Source organism: Brevundimonas diminuta (genome assembly GCF_039673845.1).
Classification (GTDB): Bacteria; Pseudomonadota; Alphaproteobacteria; order Caulobacterales; family Caulobacteraceae; genus Brevundimonas; species Brevundimonas diminuta_E.
Map to the genome: position 1 here is coordinate 1 of NZ_JBDJMK010000018.1, position 16,300 is coordinate 16,300.

Consider the following 16,300-nt stretch of genomic DNA (forward strand, 5'->3'; position numbering starts at 1 on the left):
CATGCCGGGCGACAACGCCGAGCTGGACGTCGAGCTGATCACGCCGATCGCGATGGAAGAGAAGCTGCGCTTCGCCATCCGTGAAGGCGGCCGCACCGTCGGCGCCGGCGTCGTGGCCAAGATCGTCGAGTAATCGACGATCCTCGCCACGCGAGGTTAAAGCTAGGCGGGAGCTCGCTCCCGCCGTGGCCCAGATCGTCGAGTAATCGACGTCAGAATGGGCGAGGGCCTTGGTCCTCGCCGGTTCGTTAGTATGAGTAAGCGTAAGCGTACCGGCCTCAAGCAGCCCGCAAGGGCGTTAGGCTAAGAGTAAAGCGTAACAGAGCGGCCCCCGGAGCGATCCGGGGGCCGTTTTGCATATGGCGGGCAGGGGCGGCGTCGGAGAAAGCCTGGCCATTGCGCTGGATCAAAACGTAACCTTCGACCTTGGTCGGCTGTTACGATTAAGCATTTGGCAGCCATGACGCGGGCATGAGGTGCGCCTGAAAGGACCACCTATGTCTGATGTCGATTGGCCCCGCCGGGCAGGGCTTTCCGCTGCTCTGGACGAGGCTGCCATCGTGGCGATCACCGACCGCGCCGGGCGCATCCTGTACTGCAACGACAAGTTCGAGGCGGTCAGCGGTTATTCGCGTGCGGAACTGATCGGCCAGACTCACCGGGTGGTGAACTCGGGCGTTCACGACCGCGACTATTTCCGCAACCTGTACCGCACCATCGCGCGCGGCGAGGTCTGGCGCGGCACCATCCAGAACCGCACCAAGGCGGGCGAAGCCTATTGGGTGGACACAACCATCGTGCCCAATCCGGGGCCGGACGGGCGGCCCGAGACCTACACGGCCATCCGCTTTGAGGTGTCGGACCACGTCCGCGCCCTGAAGGCGCTGGAGCAGGCGCAGGCCGAGGCCAAGCGCGCGGCCGAGGTGCGCGACCGCTTCTTCGCCAATATCAGCCATGAGGTCCGCACCCCGCTGAACGCCGTGCTGGGGCTGGCCTCGGCGCTGGCCCATACAACGCTGACGCCGCGTCAGGCGGAAATGCTGAACCTGATCACCGGCGCCGGCGATTCCCTGCGGCGGGTGCTGGACGACATGCTGGACCTGTCGAAGATGCAGGCGGGGCAATTCAGCCTGTCGTCTGCTGCGTTCGACCTGAAGGCGGATATCGAGGCCGTGGTCGAGATGCGCCGTGCGGCGGCCGAGGACAAGAATCTGACGCTGGATGTCGCCTTCACGCCGTCGGCGCGGGGGCAGGTGATCGGCGACGGCGTGCGCATCACCCAGATCGTCTCCAATCTGGTGTCCAATGCAGTGAAGTTCACGACCCAGGGGCGGGTCATGGTCCGGGTCGACGTGCGCTCCGGGGACGTGCGCGCAGGGGATGTGCGATCTGGGGACATGCGCTCTGGCGAGGTGGGCGACCGTCTGGTGATCGAGGTCGAGGACACCGGAATCGGCTTCGACGCTGCGGCGGCCCAGCGCCTGTTCCGGCCGTTCGTTCAGGCGGACGACGCCATCTCACGCCAGTTCGGCGGCACGGGTCTGGGGCTGTCGATCTGCAAGTCGCTGGCGGAGTTGATGGGCGGCGAGATCACCGCCGAGTCGGCGCCGGGCACGGGCAGTCTGTTCCGCGTCGTTCTGCCGATCCAGCGTCTGCCTTCTGCGCAGGATGAGGATGCGCAGGCGTCGGAAGCGTCCGCCGCGACGGAGCAGGGCGCGCGCCTGCGCGTCCTGGCGGTCGAGGACAATCCGGCCAATCAGATGGTGGTGCGCTGCCTGCTGGAGCCGCTGGGCTTTGAGATCGTCACCGCCGACAACGGGCTGGAAGGCGTGCTGCAGTTTGAGCAGGATCGTTTCGACATGGTGCTGATGGACATGCAGATGCCGGTCATGGACGGGCTGGACGCCATGCGGCGCATCCGCGCCGACGAGGCCCGGCGCAAGGTCGGGCGCACGCCCATCGTCATGCTGACGGCCAATACGACCGAGAACCATCACCTGAAGGCGGTGCAGGCGGGCGCCGATCATCTGGTGGCCAAGCCGGTGACGCTGGACATCCTGCTGCAGGGCATGGAGCAGGGCGCCGCCGCCGCCCATGAGTGGCCGGGCGAGGGGGTTCTGTCGGCGGCGTGAGCGCCCTCCGCGACGAATCGTTCAGCCCATCGCGACAAGAAAGCTGGCGCAGACCAAGGTTCATCTTTACTATGGACGGTGCGGACGCCGTTAGTCGCGCCGCGTCAGGGCTTTTCCCTTTTCGATGTTGACCATCGCTATCGTCGTTGTGCTGCTGCTTGTGGTGCTGAACGGCCTTTTCGCCATGACCGAACTTGCGGTCGTGTCTTCCCGGAAATCCAAACTCCAGAGCCGCGCCGAAAGAGGCGATCGCGGCGCCCGCGCCGCCCTCAAGCTGGCTGAAGAACCCACGCAGTTCCTGTCTGCGGTTCAGGTGGGCATCACCCTGATCGGCATTCTGGCGGGCGCCTATGGTCAGGCGGCCATCGCCGGCGAGCTGGACGAGATGCTGATGGCGCACTTCCCCGCCATGGCGGCCTATTCGCAGATCATCGCCACGGCGCTGGTGGTGGTGGTGATCACCTATGTCTCGCTGATCGTGGGCGAGTTGGTGCCCAAGCGTCTGGCGCTGATCTTCCCCGAAGCGATCGCCTCCAAGATGGCGGGGCCGATCTCGACCCTGGCCCTGGTGATGAAGCCGTTCGTTCTGCTGCTGACGGCGTCGACCTCGGGCATCCTCAAGCTGCTGGGCGTCAAGGACCGCGACGGTTCGGACGTCACTCAGGAAGAGGTCGAGAGCATTCTGGCCGAAGGCACCTCTGCGGGCCTGATCGAGCCGGAAGAGCAGGAGATGATCGAAGAGATCCTGCGTCTGGGCGACCGCGCCGTGCGCGTGGCCATGACGCCGCGCCACGAGGTCTACTGGATCGCGCTGGACGATTCCGAAGAGACGCTGCGCGAGGAAATCCGCACCTGCCCCTATTCGCGCATCGTGGTGGCGCGCGACAACGATATCGATAATCCGCTGGGCGTGGTCCACAAGAAGGACCTGCTGGACAGCCTGCTCGACAATGGCGAGTTCAACGTCGAGAAGCTGGTGGCCGAACCGGCCTTCATCCCCCAGTCGACCTCGGTGCTGAAGGCGCTGGAGATCCTGAAGGGCTCCAAGGTTCATATGGCCTTCGTCGTCGATGAATATGGCGCCTTTGAAGGCGTGGTCACGGCGACCGACCTGCTGGAAATGATCGCCGGCGACTTCAACGAAAGCCACGACGAGACGGAAACCGCCGTGCGCAAGCGCACCGACGGCACCTGGGCGGTCGACGGGCAGGTTGATCTGGACGAACTGGGTGAAATCCTCGGCGAAGACTTCGGCGAACACGAGGGCTTCCACACGGTGGCGGGGCTGGTGCTGCACCATCTGTCGCGCGTGCCGAACGAGGGCGACATCCTGCAACTGGGCCGCTTTGAGGTTGAGGTCATCGACATGGACGACCGCCGCATCGACAAGCTGCTGTTCCGCCCGGTGATCCACGGACAGGAAAACGACGCCGCCTGATATCAGACGGCGCCGCTGGCCACGACTTGAGAAGCCGGTCCCGAGCGGGGCCGGCTTCCTTGCTTTCAGGGGCGGCCCAGAGGCTGGACCAGGGCGACCCGATAGGGACGCATGGGGCCGTTCGGTTCGGCCAGTGAGACGTATTCTCCGACCACGAACTGTTCGTCGGCCAGACGATAGCCGACGGCGTCGGAATCCTCTCCGGGGAAGTCGAGCAGCCAGCGGCCTTCCGTATCCTGACCCAGCTGGCCGACCGCCAGGGTTTCGCCGTCGCGGAAGCGGCGGACGCGCGTGCGCTCGGGCGCGGCCAGAACGGCCGGGGCGTTCAGACGCGCCTCGCCGTCCAGCGTCATGACCAGATCATAACCGTCGCGCGGATCGCCGTGGGGCGCGTCGGCCTCGCGCGCCAGTTCCAGCCGGATGTGATGCAGGGCCGTCATCAGCGTTCCTCGCGGTCGGCCATGTTGGTGGCGACGACGCCGAAGCCCAGCGCGGCCATGAAGATCAGGAAGAAGGCGGCGATCGCGGCGACGGCGGGAAGGATTTCGGTGGGCATGGGTAATCTCCTGTTCCGCCAGAACAGCCCATCGCCCACAGGCGCGCCTTGATGGAGATCAAAGATCGCCGGGCTTTAGGCCGCGACGCCCGCCGGTGCGGCGACAGCTTCGACGCGGCCGTCCGCCGTCATGCCGCTGATGCGCAGGGACCGGTCGCACAGGGCCAGCGGGGCGGGGCGGTGGCTGATCAGGATCAGCCCCTGGCCGGTGCGGCTCAGGCGCGCGGCCAGCCGTTCCAGCACCCGCGCCTCGGTCGCGGCGTCCAGCCCCTCGGTCGGTTCGTCCAGCACCAGCCAGGGCGCAGGGCGCAGATAGGCCCGCGCCAGCCCCAGACGCCGTCGCTCGCCGCCCGACAGACGCGCGCCGTTTTCGCCCAATGGCGCGTCCAGTCCGCCGGGCGCGATGCGTATGCGCGGCTCCAGCCCTGCGTCTTCCAGCACGGCCCACAGCTGCTCTTCATCGGCCGCGGGGGCGGCCAGACGCAGGTTCTCGCGCACCGTTCCGGCCATCAGCACCGCCTGTTGCGGGGCATAGGCGAACAGGGGTCGCACGGCGTCCGCGCTCAGGGCGGCGCCGTCGACGCCAGCGAAGGCGACCTCGCCCGGCAGGGGCGGGCGCAGGTGCATCATCCGCTCGATCAGGGTGGTTTTGCCCGCACCCGAGCGGCCGATGACGGCCAGTCGTTGAGGCGGAGCAAGGCGCAGATCCGGCGCCGTCAGGTGCAGCGCGGGTGCGGCGGGGGCGGTCGCCCCCGCGGGCGCTTCGCCGTCCAGAAGCTCGCCCAGACGCTGAACAGCGACGGCGACGGCGCCGTTCTGGCGCAGGGCGTTCAGCAGATTGCCCGCGCTTTCCACCGTGGCGACGGCGGCCAGCATGGCCAGCGCCGTCAGGGCGGGAGAGGCGGAACCGGCGGCCAGCGCTGCGCCCGTGACGCCCAGCGCCATGGACAGGGTCTGGCCCGCCATCAGCCAGCCTCCGGCGCGGGCCAGCGCCTCTGCGGCGCCCTCGACCTCGCCGCCCTGACGGGCCAGACGGTCCACGGCCCAGTCCTTCATGCCATAGGCCTGAAGCTCAGGCGCGGCGGCGGCCATGGCCGCGAACTCGGTCTTGAAGTCGCCCATCGCCTCCTGCAGGCGGCGGCCTGCGGGCTCGGCCAGACGGCGGCCCATGACGACGCCCAGCGCGACGCTGACCCCTGCGGCCATCGCCACCGCCACGGCCGCGCGCCATCCGGCCAGCGAGGCCATCACCATGCCGGTCAGCAGGCCAGCGCCCGCGCTCCACGGGGCGGACAGGCGCACGAAGCGATCCTGAACGGCGTCGACGTCCTGCACCAGCCGGGCCGAGGCCTCGCCCCCCGCCAGCGACAGGGCGCGTGACGCGGGGCCGCGCGCCAGACCCTCGAACAGTTGCGGGCGCAGAGCGGCCAGCGCCTTCAGCGCCGCCTCATGCCCGGTGACGCGCTCGCCGTAGCGCGAGGCCGTACGCACGATGGCCAGAAAGCGTATGACCGCGCTGGGCACCAGATAGTTGAACACATGGGCCACGGCAGGCCCGGCCGCGCCCGCCAGCGCGGCGGCTGTGATGAACCAGCCGGACACGCCCAGCAGGGCCACGGCCCCGGCCGAGACCAGCGCCCCGGTCACGGATGCAGCCAGCAGGCGGGGGAACTGAGCGCGCTCTTGCGCGCGGATCATGGCCTTGAGGCGGACGACCCCGGAAGAGGACTGAGTTTTCACAGGCGCACCACCACATCGGCCAGGGCGGCCACGGCGTCGGAATGGGTCGCGATCAGGGTCGTGCGCCCGCGCGCCGCCTCGCGGATGAGCGGCAACAGGGCGGCCTCGGCCGCCGCGTCCAGATTGGCGGTCGGTTCGTCCAGCAGCAGCAGGGGCGCGGGTTTCAGAAAGGCGCGGGCCAGACCCAGCCGCCGCCGCTCGCCGCCCGACAGGCCGCCGCCGCGCTCGTCGATCAGGCGATCCAGCGCGCCGTCCAGGCCCGCCTTGCGCGCGGCCTGTGCGATCTCTTCGGAGGCGGCGTCGCGCCGGGCGAGGGCGATGTTTTCGGCCAGCGTGCCGCGGATCACGACCGGCGCCTGACCGGCCCATGCGATCCATGCGGTCAGGTCGGGCGCGCCCGACAGGCGCACGTCGCCGACCTCGACCTCGCCGCCGGACAGGGGGGACAGGCCCAGAAACAGGTTCAGCAGGCTGGTCTTGCCGGCGCCGCTGAGGCCGGTCAGGGCGACGATGGAGCCGGGCGCGACCGTCAGGTTGAAGCCGCTGAGAACCGGCGCGCCGTCATAGGCGACGGCCACGTCGCGAAAGCGCACGGCGGGCGCAGAGGCGGGCGTGGCCGGGCGAATGAACGTCGCGGCGTCGGTCTGGCCATCGGGGCAGCTGAGGCCGGGGACGGCCGATTCGGCGGCCTGACGGTCATGATAGGCGGCGGCGAGGCGGCGCATCGGCTGATAGACCTCGGGCGCCAGGGCCAGGACGAAGAAGGCCTGCGCCAGACTCAACTCGTCCGGGGCGGGGAAGGGCAGCAGCTTCAACAGGTTGAACCCGCAGTAGACGGCGACCAGGGCCACGGCCAGCGCCGAGAAGAACTCCAGCACCGCCGAGGACAGGAAGGCGACCTTCAGCACCTTGCCGGTGCGGCGGGCCAGATCGTCCGAGGCGCGGGCGATGACGCGGGTCTGCTGCGCCTCGGCCTGAAAGGACAGGATGGCGGGCAGGGCGCGCACCCGGTCCAGGAACAGGCCCGACAGACGCTCCAGCGCCAGAAACTGACGGCGGCTCTCGGCGCCCGCCGCCATGCCGGTCAGCGCCATGCCCAGCACGAAGGGCAGCAGGGTGAAGATCAGGATCCCTGCCGTGAAGGGGCTGACCACGCCCGCCGCCGCGATCAGGATCAGGGGCGAGATCGCCGCCGCCGTGCGGGCGGGGGTGAAGCGGGCGACATGGCCGTCCAGCGCCTCGACCCCCTCTGCGGCGGCTGTCATGGCGGCGGCGTCGGACGGGCGCGCGTCGTGGCCGCCGGACAGGGAAGCCTCGAGCACCCTGCGGCGCAGGCCGTGTTTGGCGGCGCGGGCGGCCCGGGTGTTGACCAGAACGGCGCCTTGTCCAAGGGAGGCGCGGACGATCAGGGCGACGACCGCCAGCACCAGACCCGGAACGGCTTCGGACAGGCCGCGCGGCAGGGCGCCCACGGCCAGGGCCAGACCGGCGGCGAATCCGATGGCGGGCGCCGTGTCGGCGATGACCAGCGCGCCGCCCAGACGCATCAGCCGACGCCACGGCGACAGGGCGGATTTCAGCCAGGCCGCCGCCGTCGCCGTCTCTGCGATTCGGCGGCGATTCGCCTGTTGAGGTTCGACCGGCTGGGCCGTCATCGCGTCTCCTGTTGCGCCATTTCGGGAATATCGGCCGGAGGCGGCCTCATCCCACATGAACGCCGACAATAAATCATGAGGCAAAAAGCCTATGTGGCGAAAGGTCTTTGGGCGAAACGCCCTGTGGTTCAAGGGGCTGTGACCAGCTTTGATCAGGATCAAGGCGAGCCAAACGGCTTTGTCCTAGGTTATGGTAGAACGCCGGTCGATGGGGGCTGGCGGTCAGGAGCCTGAACGATGATCGACCTGGCGGTCGTAGACCTTTCACGCCTGCAGTTCGCACTGACGGCGTTATATCACTTTCTGTTCGTGCCCCTCACGCTGGGCCTCTCCTTCATGCTGGTCATCATGGAGAGCATCTATGTGATGACCCGTCGGCCGATCTGGCGGACGATCACCCGTTTCTGGGGCGTGATTTTCGGCATCAACTTCGTGCTGGGCGTCGCCACCGGCCTGACGATGGAATTCCAGTTCGGCATGAACTGGAGTTATTACTCCCACTACGTCGGGGACATCTTCGGGGCGCCGCTGGCGATCGAGGGCCTGATGGCCTTCTTCCTTGAGGCGACCTTCGTCGGCCTGATGTTCTTCGGCTGGGACAAGCTGAAGCCGCACGCCCACCTGTTCGTCACCTTCATGGTCGCCCTGGGCACCAACCTGTCGGCCCTGTGGATTCTGGTCGCCAACGGCTGGATGCAGAACCCGGTCGGTGCGGCCTTCAACCCGGACACCATGCGTATGGAAATCACCGACTTCATGGCGGTGATCTTCAACCCGGTGGCCCAGGCCAAGTTCGTTCACACCGTGTCGGCCGGTTATGTCTGCGCCGCCGTGGTGGTGCTGGGCATTTCGGCCTTCTACCTGCTGAAGGGCAAGCACAAGGGCTTCGCCAAGCGGTCGATGACGGTCGCTGCGGCCTTCGGCCTGCTGTCGTCGCTGTCGGTGGTCGTTCTGGGCGATGAGTCGGGCTATGCCCTGACCGACAACCAGAAGATGAAGCTGGCCGCGCTTGAGGCCATGTGGCGCACCGAAGAGGCGCCGGCCGGTCTGACCCTGTTCGGCCTGCCGAACCTTGAGGACCGTCACACCCACTTCGAGGTCAAGGTGCCCTATGTTCTGGGCCTGATCTCGACGCGCAGCATCGACAAGCCGGTCGAGGGCATCCTTGAACTGGTCGCTGTCGCCGAGGACCGCATCGAACGCGGCGTCGTCGCCTATGATGCGCTGGAGAAGGTCAAGGCCGATCCCACCGACATGGCCGCGCGCGGTCAGTTCGAGACGGTCCGCAACGACCTGGGCTATGGCCTGCTGCTGAAGCGCTATGTCGAGGATCCGCGCGCCGCGACGCCGGATCAGATCAAGCAGGCCGCATGGTCCACGGTGCCGAACGTGCCGCTGATGTTCTGGGTCTTCCGCTTCATGGCGGGCATCGGCTTCCTGATGATCGGCCTGTTCGGCACGGCCTTCGTGCTGTGCACCCTGCGCAAGCATGAGACGAAGTGGTTCCTGCGCCTGGCCGTTCTGGCCATCCCGCTGCCGTGGATCGCCATCGAGTCCGGCTGGCTGCTGGCCGAAGTGGGGCGTCAGCCCTGGGCCGTGGAAGGCGTTCTACCGACCTTCCTGGGCGCGTCCAGCCTGACAGTGGCGCACCTGTGGACCACCATCATCTGCTTCACCCTGCTGTATGGAGCGCTGGCGGTGGTCGAGGTCGGCCTGATCCTGCGCGCGGTCAAGAAGGGGCCGTTCGCCGAACAGGAAGCCCGCGAAGAAGACGCCCGCACGGAAGGCGAGCCCGCGGTCGCCTGACCCGGTCGTTGAAGGAAAAAGAGAGATGGAACTTCCCCTCGACTACACCACCCTCCGCCTGATCTGGTGGGGACTGCTGGGCGTGCTGCTGATCGGCTTCGCCCTGACCGACGGGTTCGACATGGGCGTCGGCTCGCTGCTGCCCTTCGTCGCCAAGACGGACGAAGAGCGCCGCATGGTCATCAACACCATCGGCGCGACCTGGGAAGGCAACCAGGTCTGGTTCATCGTGGGCGGGGCGGCGATCTTCGCCGCCTGGCCGCAGGTCTACGCCGTCAGCTTCTCGGGCTTCTACCTGGCGATGTTCCTGGTGCTGGCCGCGCTGATATTGCGGCCCGTGTCGTTCAAATACCGCTCGAAGCGGCCCGAGGCGCGCTGGCGCTCCATGTGGGACTGGGGCCTGTTCATCGGCAGCTTCTTCCCGGCCCTGGTGTTCGGCGTGGCGGTCGGCAACGTCCTGCTGGGCGCGCCCTTCCGCCTGACCAGCGACCTGCGCAGCTTCTATGAAGGCGGCCTGCTGGGCCTGTTCACCCCCTTCACCCTGCTGTGCGGCCTGCTGTCGGTGTCCATGCTGGTGCTGCACGGCGCTGCCTGGCTGGCGATCAAGGGCGAAGAAGGTCCGGTGCTGAAACGCGCCCGCGCCATCGGCACCATCGCCGGTGCAGCCAGTCTGGTGCTGTTCGCTGTCGGCGGCGCCATGGTTGCCTTCGGCGATATGGGCTTCCGCATCACCGGCGTGGTCGACACGGCGGGCGCTTCCAACCCGCTGCGCACGGCGGTTGCGGCGGCGCCGGGCGCCTGGCTGGACAACTACGGCCGCTATCCGTGGATGATCATCGCTCCGGTGCTGGGTTTCGCCGGCGCCGCGGTCGGTCTGCTGGGGATGTGGCGCAAGTCGGCGGCCATGGCCTTCGGCGGTTCGTCGGTCTCGGCGGTCGGGATCATCTCGACGGTCGGCCTGTCGATGTTCCCCTTCATCCTGCCCAGCTCGATCGACGCCCAGTCCAGCCTGACGGTATGGAACGCGTCGTCCAGCCATACGACCCTGTTCATCATGCTGGTCGTGGTTGCGGTCTTCCTGCCCTTCGTCCTGCTCTACACCTCGTGGGTCTATAAGGTGCTGTGGGGCCGTTCGACGACCGAAGCGCTGAAGACCAACCCCGACCTCTACTGATCCCGCGAAAGGAGATCATCCCATGTGGTATTTCGCCTGGATCCTGGGCCTCGGCCTGGCGGTGGCGTTCGGCGTGCTGAACGGCCTGTGGCACGAGTTCCGCCTGTTCGATGAAGGCGACGAAGGTCAGTCGGAACCCTGATCCCCGTCATCTGACGAACAGACTGAAAGATCCCCTTCGGCGCAGGCCGGAGGGGATTTTTTCTGGTTCCTGACGCGCGAAATATCGGCGGCTTGCGATGGATCAAGGCGACACGGGCAGGGCAGGCGCAGGGTGATGGGGACATCGAAGCCGGGCCCTCTCCCGACCCGGCGAATGTCGGGGATTGAACCGATGAAAACCGCCGCCGCTCTTATCGCCTCCGTCAGCCTGCTGGCCGTCGCGGGCGCCGCCTCGGCCCAGAACGCCGCGCCTGAACCGGTGGGCAAGGGCTCGCTGATCGTCACCGCCCGCATGACCGGCGTCCTGCCGCAGGCCGACGACGCCATCGTCACCGCCGCCGGGGCCGACAGCGGCCTGAAGGTCGATGTGGGCGACGACTGGATGCCGACGCTGGGCTTCACCTATTTCGTCGCCGACCACTGGGCCGTCGAGGCCATCCTGGGCGCGACCCAGCACGAGGTCCGCGCCAAGGGCGGCGCGACCGATGTGGCCGTGCATGAGACATGGGTTCTGCCGCCGGTGGTGACGCTGCAATACCGCCCGACGCCGAACGCGACGGTCAGCCCCTATGTCGGAGCGGGCGTCAGCTACATGGCCTTCTTCAGCGGCAAGGACAAAAACGGCTTCGAGGTCGATCTGGACAATGGCTTCGGCGTGGCCCTGCAGGCTGGGGCGGACTGGAACATCTCCGGCCCGTGGACGCTGAATCTGGACGCCAAGAAGGTGTGGTTCGACACCGACGCCAAGATCAACGGCGGCGCGCTGAAGAGCAGCGTCAGCCTAGACCCCTGGGTCGTGTCGGTTGGCGTCGGCCGCAAGTTCTAGAGCCGATGCGGGAAGGGGCGCGGAACGTCAGGCCGCGCCCCCTTATCCCTATTGGCCGGAATGAATCAGGCGGCGCCTTCGCCCAGGGCCTTCAGCGCGGCCGGATCGGGCAGGGCGACATCATTGCCCGGCAGAAGCTGGATCAGGCCGGACGTCTTGAACTGGGTGAAGACCCGACTGACCGTCTCGATCGTCAGACCCAGATAGTCGGCGATGTCCAGCCGCGTCATCGGCAGGTGGACGTGACCCACCGCGCCGCCCAGCTGCACCTGACGCTCGGACAGGCGGGTCAGGAAGCTGGCCAGCCGCTCGCGCGCCGTCTTGCGGCCCAGCAGCACGATCTGCTCCTGCGCCGCCATCAGCTCATCCCCGGCCAGGGCGACCAGACGGTGCTCCAGCGCGGGCAGGGCGTTCAGCAGTTGATCGAAGTCGCCGCGCCGGAACCGGCAGGCGTTCAGCGGCGTCAGCGCCTCGGCCGTAAAGCTGGACGGCCCGCGCCCGCCCAGACCCAGAAAGTCGCCCTGAAACAGGAAGCCGGTGATCTGGCGCCGTCCGTCGGGCAGCAGGCGATACAGCTTCACCGCCCCGTCCACGACGTTGAAGACGTAAGGATTCGGATCGCCTTCATGAAACAGGGCCTGACCCGGCTGGGCGGCGACGCTTTCGCTGGCGCAGGCCATGCTCTGCAGTTCGTGGCCTTTCAGGTCCGCGCACACGCCCAGCGGGCGGGCGCCACAGCTGGCGCACGGATGGACGTCCTCCAGACGCACCTCGTTGATGGGGGCCGGGGCCGCTGCGGTGTTCACGAACGTCGTCTCCTGGATAGCGCGACACTCTAGGCGATCACAGGCCGATTCCGAATAGGTCAGCCTGTCCTAGCCGTGCTTTCGACGACGCAGCCGGGCGCGGGCGCCTCTTCGGCATAGCGTAGCCGCGCGCCCAGCTGGCCCGCCAGAGCGGTCAGTTCGACCGCCAGACTTTGCCGCACCAAAGGCCGCACGCCCATTTCGCGCACCACGAAGGGACCGGCCCACAGGGTCTCGCCATATTCCAGATCAGGCTGGCGCCACCAGCTGACGAAGCCCAGCACGCCGCCGCGCTGGTTGCGCGCGCTGAGGATGCCGCGACTGTCGGGCGCGGCGCGCCAGGCGGACAGAAAGGCCTCCCACTGGGCCTGCTCCAGATAGGGGCGCCACAGCCGCGCCAGGGCGAAGGCGGCCGGGGCCTCCGCCTCGCTGAGGGGGGCCACCTCCAGCCTTGGCGCATCGGACGCGAAACGGGACTCTGTCATGACCGCATAGAAAGGGGGCCGGGGTCCATGCGCCTTGATCTGCGTCAAGGCTGGGCCGAAGCTGGCGGTCGACCCTGCCGTTCCATCCCTCGGAGAATCGCCATGAGCCCGTCCCCGCGCATCACCCCGATCCACGGCGGCGCAGTGGCCGCCATCCTGAAGCTGCTGGACAGCCAGACGCTGATGACCCTGGCCGTGAATCGGGCCGACGGACGGCCGCAGGCGGCGACGCTCGGTTATGTGAACGACGGGCTGAACCTCTATTTTGTCACTAGCCGCGACAGCGAGAAGCTGAAGAATCTGATCGCCGATCCGCGCGTCGGCGTCGCCGTGCGCGGGGTGGGGCAGGAGGGCGAGGCGATCGGCGTCTCCATCGACGGCCGGGCCGAGCCTGTGACCGATCCGGCCGAAGTCGCGCAGCTGAACGGCCTGATTCAGGCCCGCTCGGCCGACAACAGCCCCTTTGCACCCGGCGGGGACCAGACGACGGTGGTCCGGGTCACGCCCGAAACCGTCAAGGCCGTGGCGGTCATCGACGGCCGCAGCCGGGCGCAGGCCTTCTCGATCGGCGACGCCGATGATGCGGTGAAAGGCCTGAGCTATGAGCCTAGCGCCGTGGCGCGGTTGTTCTGAGGAAAATCCGCGACTTCATGCGTCTGCGGCGCAGATGGCCCTTGAAATGACCGTGGCGCTCGGGCATACGCCCCCCTCTGGCGAGGGTCGCGCCGCTGGGTTGATATCCACGGCGCGCTGATCTTTGTCCGGGACACTAGGAGTGTAGCTCAGCTGGTAGAGCATCGGTCTCCAAAACCGAGGGCCGGGGGTTCGAGTCCCTCCACTCCTGCCATTCCCCCTGTTGTTATCGCCTGGGACTTCCCATGTGGGGCAACAGGATCCAGAGGTTGAAGAGACGTCAAATGGCCAAGGCGAAGACCCCGGGCGGCCGCCGTACCGCGGGGACCAAGACCGCAGCAGCCGCGCAAGGCGCAGCCACCGTGGCCGTCGACGCGCCCGCGCCCAAGAAAAAGACGTCCATCCCCCAGTTCATCAGCGAAGTCCGCGCTGAGGCCCGCAAGATCACCTGGCCCAGCCGCAAGGAGACCTGGATCACTTCGGTGATGGTCTTCATCATGGTGCTGATCGCTTCGGCCTTCTTCTGGATCGTCGATACGGGCCTTGGCTTCGCGTCCCGCATCATCCTCAGCCTTGGCCAATAAAGGAGACGCGCACATGACCGATGCAGCGCCCAAGCCGGCGGCCAGTCACCGCCACAAGTGGTATATCGTCCACGCCTATTCGAACTTCGAAAAGAAGGTCGCCGAGCAACTGCGCGATCAGGCCAGGCAACAGGGCCTGGAAGACGCCTTCTCTGAAATCCTGGTTCCGACTGAGGACGTCATCGAGATCCGCCGCGGCAAGAAGATCAACGCCGAGCGCAAATTCTTCCCCGGCTATGTGCTGGTGAAGATGGAGATGACCGACGAGGCCTATCACCTGGTCAAGAACACGCCGAAGGTCACGGGCTTCCTGGGCGCCGCGGGCGGCACCCGGCCGCTGCCGGTCTCGGAACGGGAAGTCCAGAACATCATCGGTCAGGTGGAAGAGGGCGTCGAGCGTCCGAAGCCCACCATCCGCTTCGACATCGGCGAGAACGTCAAGGTCATCGACGGCCCGTTCGCCAGCTTCGACGGTCAGGTCGAGAGCGTCGACGAAGAGAACGCCCGCCTGCGCGTGGCTGTCTCCATCTTCGGTCGCCCGACCCCGGTCGAGCTGGAATACAATCAGGTGGAGAAGGTCAGCGCCTGATCGGCCTGACGTTTTCGACAGGAATGCAGCGGCGGCCTCCGGGCCGCCGTTTTGCGTTTGGACGGGTATTTCCCTCTCCCGGCGGGAGAGGGCTTGAGCGCACGAGAGCGAAGCGATCGTTCTTGCGCGAAAGGGTGAGGGGCTTGTCCTGTCCGTCGGCGTAAGCCGTCGCGCCAACCATCAGCCGCGGCCTTCGGCCGACTTCACCTGCGAACCCTCACCCTTTGGCTGCTACGCGCCGCCCTTCGGGTCGCCCTAGCCAATCGCCTTCGGCTCTTGGAGGCTCAAGCCCTCTCCCATCGGGAGAGGGGGCTGCTCCCCATTTGCCTTCCACCCCCGCGCCTGCTAAACGCGCGCCTTCGCTGGACGGCTCTCGAGTCGCCCGGCGTCAAATCCGTGGAAGGCAGCCATGCCGGACCACGGCTCACCGGCCCGACGCATCGTCATCGGGTCATTCACAGGAGAGACCAATGGCCAAGAAGATTCTCGGCTATATCAAGCTGCAAGTGCCGGCCGCCTCGGCCACGCCTTCGCCCCCGATCGGCCCGGCTCTGGGTCAGCGCGGCGTGAACATCATGGGCTTCTGCAAGGAGTTCAACGCGCGGACCGAGAAGGAAGCCAAGGGCACCCCGCTTCCGACCGTCATCACCGTCTATCAGGACAAGTCGTTCACCTTCATCACCAAGACGCCGCCGGCGACCTGGTATCTGAAGCAGGCCGCTGGCATCAAGTCGGGCTCCAAGCTCGTCGGCCGCGAGTTCGCCGGCAAGATCACGCAGACGCAACTGCGCGAAATCGCCGAGAAGAAGATGAAGGACCTGAACGCGAACGACCTGGACGCCGCGTCGCGCATCATCGAGGGCTCGGCCCGCGCCATCGGCATTCAAGTGGTGGAGGGCTAAGACATGGCTAAGCTGACCAAAGCCCATAAGGCCCGCACGGGCGTCACCGAAGACCTGCTGGCCTTCAACGAAGCCATCAAGCTGGTCAAGGACAACGCCAAGGCCAAGTTCGACGAGTCGATCGAAATCGCCATCAACCTGGGCGTCGACCCGCGTCACGCCGACCAACAGGTCCGCGGCGTGGTGAACCTGCCCTCGGGCACCGGCCGTGACGTCCGCGTCGCCGTCTTCGCCAAGGACGCCAAGGCTGATGAAGCCAAGGCCGCCGGCGCCGAACACGTCGGCGCTGAAGACCTGTACGAGAAGATCGCCGGCGGCTTCATGGAGTTCGACCGCGTGATCGCGTCGCCGGACATGATGGCCCTGGTCGGCCGTCTGGGTAAGGTGCTGGGCCCGCGCGGCCTGATGCCGAACCCGAAGGTCGGCACCGTGACCCCGAACGTCGCCCAGGCCGTCAAGGACGCCAAGGGCGGCGCCGTCGAGTTCCGCGTCGAGAAGGCGGGCATCGTCCACGCCGGCATCGGCAAGGCCTCCTTCACGCAGGACGCCCTGGAAGCCAACGTCAAGGCCATCGTGGACGCCCTCGTCCGCGCCAAGCCGTCGGGCGCCAAGGGCACCTATGTGAAGCGCATCGCCCTGTCCTCGACGATGGGCCCGGGCTTCAAGGTCGATCCGGCTTCGCTGGACGCCTGATCCGGCTTCACGGCTAGAATGACGACGGCCCCGGAAGAGCGATCTTCCGGGGCCGTTTTCTTTTGAAAAGCTTCTCCCTTCCCCCTCGATGGGGGAATGGCCGGGGATGGGGGTGGAAG

Annotated in this window: 16 protein-coding genes, 1 tRNA gene and 1 pseudogene; 13 read left to right on the plus strand and 5 right to left on the minus strand. The window is 67.3% G+C overall.

The window, feature by feature from the left end; genetic code table 11:
- The 3 genes and pseudogenes from tuf to ABE454_RS15945 form a co-directional block, all read left to right on the plus strand.
- A pseudogene (tuf, locus tag ABE454_RS15935) lies at window positions 1-133 on the plus strand (elongation factor Tu); the annotation flags it as partial.
- A gap of 364 nt (window positions 134-497) precedes the next feature.
- Window positions 498-2,132 (plus strand): PAS domain-containing hybrid sensor histidine kinase/response regulator, encoded by a 1,635-nt coding sequence (locus ABE454_RS15940; protein WP_346533074.1) that lies wholly within the window; start codon window positions 498-500, stop codon window positions 2,130-2,132.
- A 124-nt stretch (window positions 2,133-2,256) separates the two neighbouring features.
- Window positions 2,257-3,570 carry a hemolysin family protein gene (locus ABE454_RS15945; RefSeq protein ID WP_346533075.1) on the plus strand — a complete coding sequence of 438 codons (1,314 nt, stop codon included), beginning with the start codon at window positions 2,257-2,259 and terminating at the stop codon, window positions 3,568-3,570.
- Window positions 3,571-3,635: 65 nt separating this feature from the next.
- On the opposite strand, the gene ABE454_RS15950 is transcribed toward ABE454_RS15945, so the two are convergent.
- From ABE454_RS15950 to cydD, 3 genes are all read right to left on the minus strand, one after another.
- Entirely contained in the window at window positions 3,636-4,010 is a 375-nt protein-coding gene (locus ABE454_RS15950) for a hypothetical protein (protein ID WP_346533076.1), read from the minus strand.
- Between the two features lie 191 nt (window positions 4,011-4,201).
- Window positions 4,202-5,824 carry an amino acid ABC transporter ATP-binding/permease protein gene (locus ABE454_RS15955; protein ID WP_346533077.1) on the minus strand — a complete coding sequence of 541 codons (1,623 nt, stop codon included), beginning with the start codon at window positions 5,822-5,824 and terminating at the stop codon, window positions 4,202-4,204.
- Window positions 5,825-5,862: 38 nt separating this feature from the next.
- Complete coding sequence (gene cydD, locus ABE454_RS15960; RefSeq protein ID WP_346533078.1) at window positions 5,863-7,521, minus strand: thiol reductant ABC exporter subunit CydD; 1,659 nt, start codon at window positions 7,519-7,521, stop codon at window positions 5,863-5,865.
- Between the two features lie 240 nt (window positions 7,522-7,761).
- Here cydD and ABE454_RS15965 point away from each other — a divergent pair, with 240 nt between their 5' ends.
- The 4 genes from ABE454_RS15965 to ABE454_RS15980 all read left to right on the plus strand — a co-directional run bounded on the left by ABE454_RS15965 (window position 7,762) and on the right by ABE454_RS15980 (window position 11,489).
- On the plus strand, window positions 7,762-9,327 hold the full coding sequence (locus ABE454_RS15965) for a cytochrome ubiquinol oxidase subunit I (RefSeq protein WP_346533087.1): 1,566 nt from the start codon (window positions 7,762-7,764) through the stop codon (window positions 9,325-9,327).
- A gap of 25 nt (window positions 9,328-9,352) precedes the next feature.
- Window positions 9,353-10,501, plus strand: coding sequence for a cytochrome d ubiquinol oxidase subunit II (cydB, locus tag ABE454_RS15970; protein ID WP_346533079.1), 1,149 nt, complete (start codon window positions 9,353-9,355; stop codon window positions 10,499-10,501).
- 22 nt (window positions 10,502-10,523) lie between these two features.
- Window positions 10,524-10,643: a cytochrome bd-I oxidase subunit CydX gene (gene cydX, locus ABE454_RS15975; RefSeq protein WP_003168504.1), complete on the plus strand. Its 120-nt coding sequence runs from the start codon at window positions 10,524-10,526 to the stop codon at window positions 10,641-10,643.
- 192 nt (window positions 10,644-10,835) lie between these two features.
- Window positions 10,836-11,489 carry an OmpW/AlkL family protein gene (locus ABE454_RS15980; protein WP_346533080.1) on the plus strand — a complete coding sequence of 218 codons (654 nt, stop codon included), beginning with the start codon at window positions 10,836-10,838 and terminating at the stop codon, window positions 11,487-11,489.
- A 65-nt stretch (window positions 11,490-11,554) separates the two neighbouring features.
- Here ABE454_RS15980 and ABE454_RS15985 read toward each other — a convergent pair whose 3' ends face one another.
- Both ABE454_RS15985 and ABE454_RS15990 read right to left on the minus strand, forming a co-directional pair.
- Entirely contained in the window at window positions 11,555-12,295 is a 741-nt protein-coding gene (locus ABE454_RS15985) for a Crp/Fnr family transcriptional regulator (protein ID WP_346533081.1), read from the minus strand.
- Between the two features lie 59 nt (window positions 12,296-12,354).
- Window positions 12,355-12,780, minus strand: a complete 426-nt coding sequence (locus ABE454_RS15990; RefSeq protein ID WP_346533082.1) for a hypothetical protein — start codon at window positions 12,778-12,780, stop codon at window positions 12,355-12,357.
- Between the two features lie 102 nt (window positions 12,781-12,882).
- Here ABE454_RS15990 and ABE454_RS15995 point away from each other — a divergent pair, with 102 nt between their 5' ends.
- From ABE454_RS15995 to rplA, 6 genes are all read left to right on the plus strand, one after another.
- Complete coding sequence (locus ABE454_RS15995; RefSeq protein ID WP_346533083.1) at window positions 12,883-13,413, plus strand: pyridoxamine 5'-phosphate oxidase family protein; 531 nt, start codon at window positions 12,883-12,885, stop codon at window positions 13,411-13,413.
- 138 nt (window positions 13,414-13,551) lie between these two features.
- Window positions 13,552-13,627: transfer RNA gene (locus ABE454_RS16000), tRNA-Trp, on the plus strand.
- A gap of 70 nt (window positions 13,628-13,697) precedes the next feature.
- Window positions 13,698-13,997 carry a preprotein translocase subunit SecE gene (gene secE, locus ABE454_RS16005; RefSeq protein ID WP_346533084.1) on the plus strand — a complete coding sequence of 100 codons (300 nt, stop codon included), beginning with the start codon at window positions 13,698-13,700 and terminating at the stop codon, window positions 13,995-13,997.
- A 13-nt stretch (window positions 13,998-14,010) separates the two neighbouring features.
- The gene (gene nusG, locus ABE454_RS16010) at window positions 14,011-14,586 is read left to right on the plus strand and encodes a transcription termination/antitermination protein NusG (protein WP_346533085.1); all 576 of its coding nucleotides are present in this window, start codon (window positions 14,011-14,013) and stop codon (window positions 14,584-14,586) included.
- A gap of 470 nt (window positions 14,587-15,056) precedes the next feature.
- The gene (gene rplK / locus ABE454_RS16015; protein ID WP_024355292.1) at window positions 15,057-15,488 is read left to right on the plus strand and encodes a 50S ribosomal protein L11; all 432 of its coding nucleotides are present in this window, start codon (window positions 15,057-15,059) and stop codon (window positions 15,486-15,488) included.
- Between the two features lie 3 nt (window positions 15,489-15,491).
- Complete coding sequence (rplA, locus tag ABE454_RS16020; RefSeq protein WP_346533086.1) at window positions 15,492-16,181, plus strand: 50S ribosomal protein L1; 690 nt, start codon at window positions 15,492-15,494, stop codon at window positions 16,179-16,181.
- Window positions 16,182-16,300 lie beyond the last annotated feature (119 nt).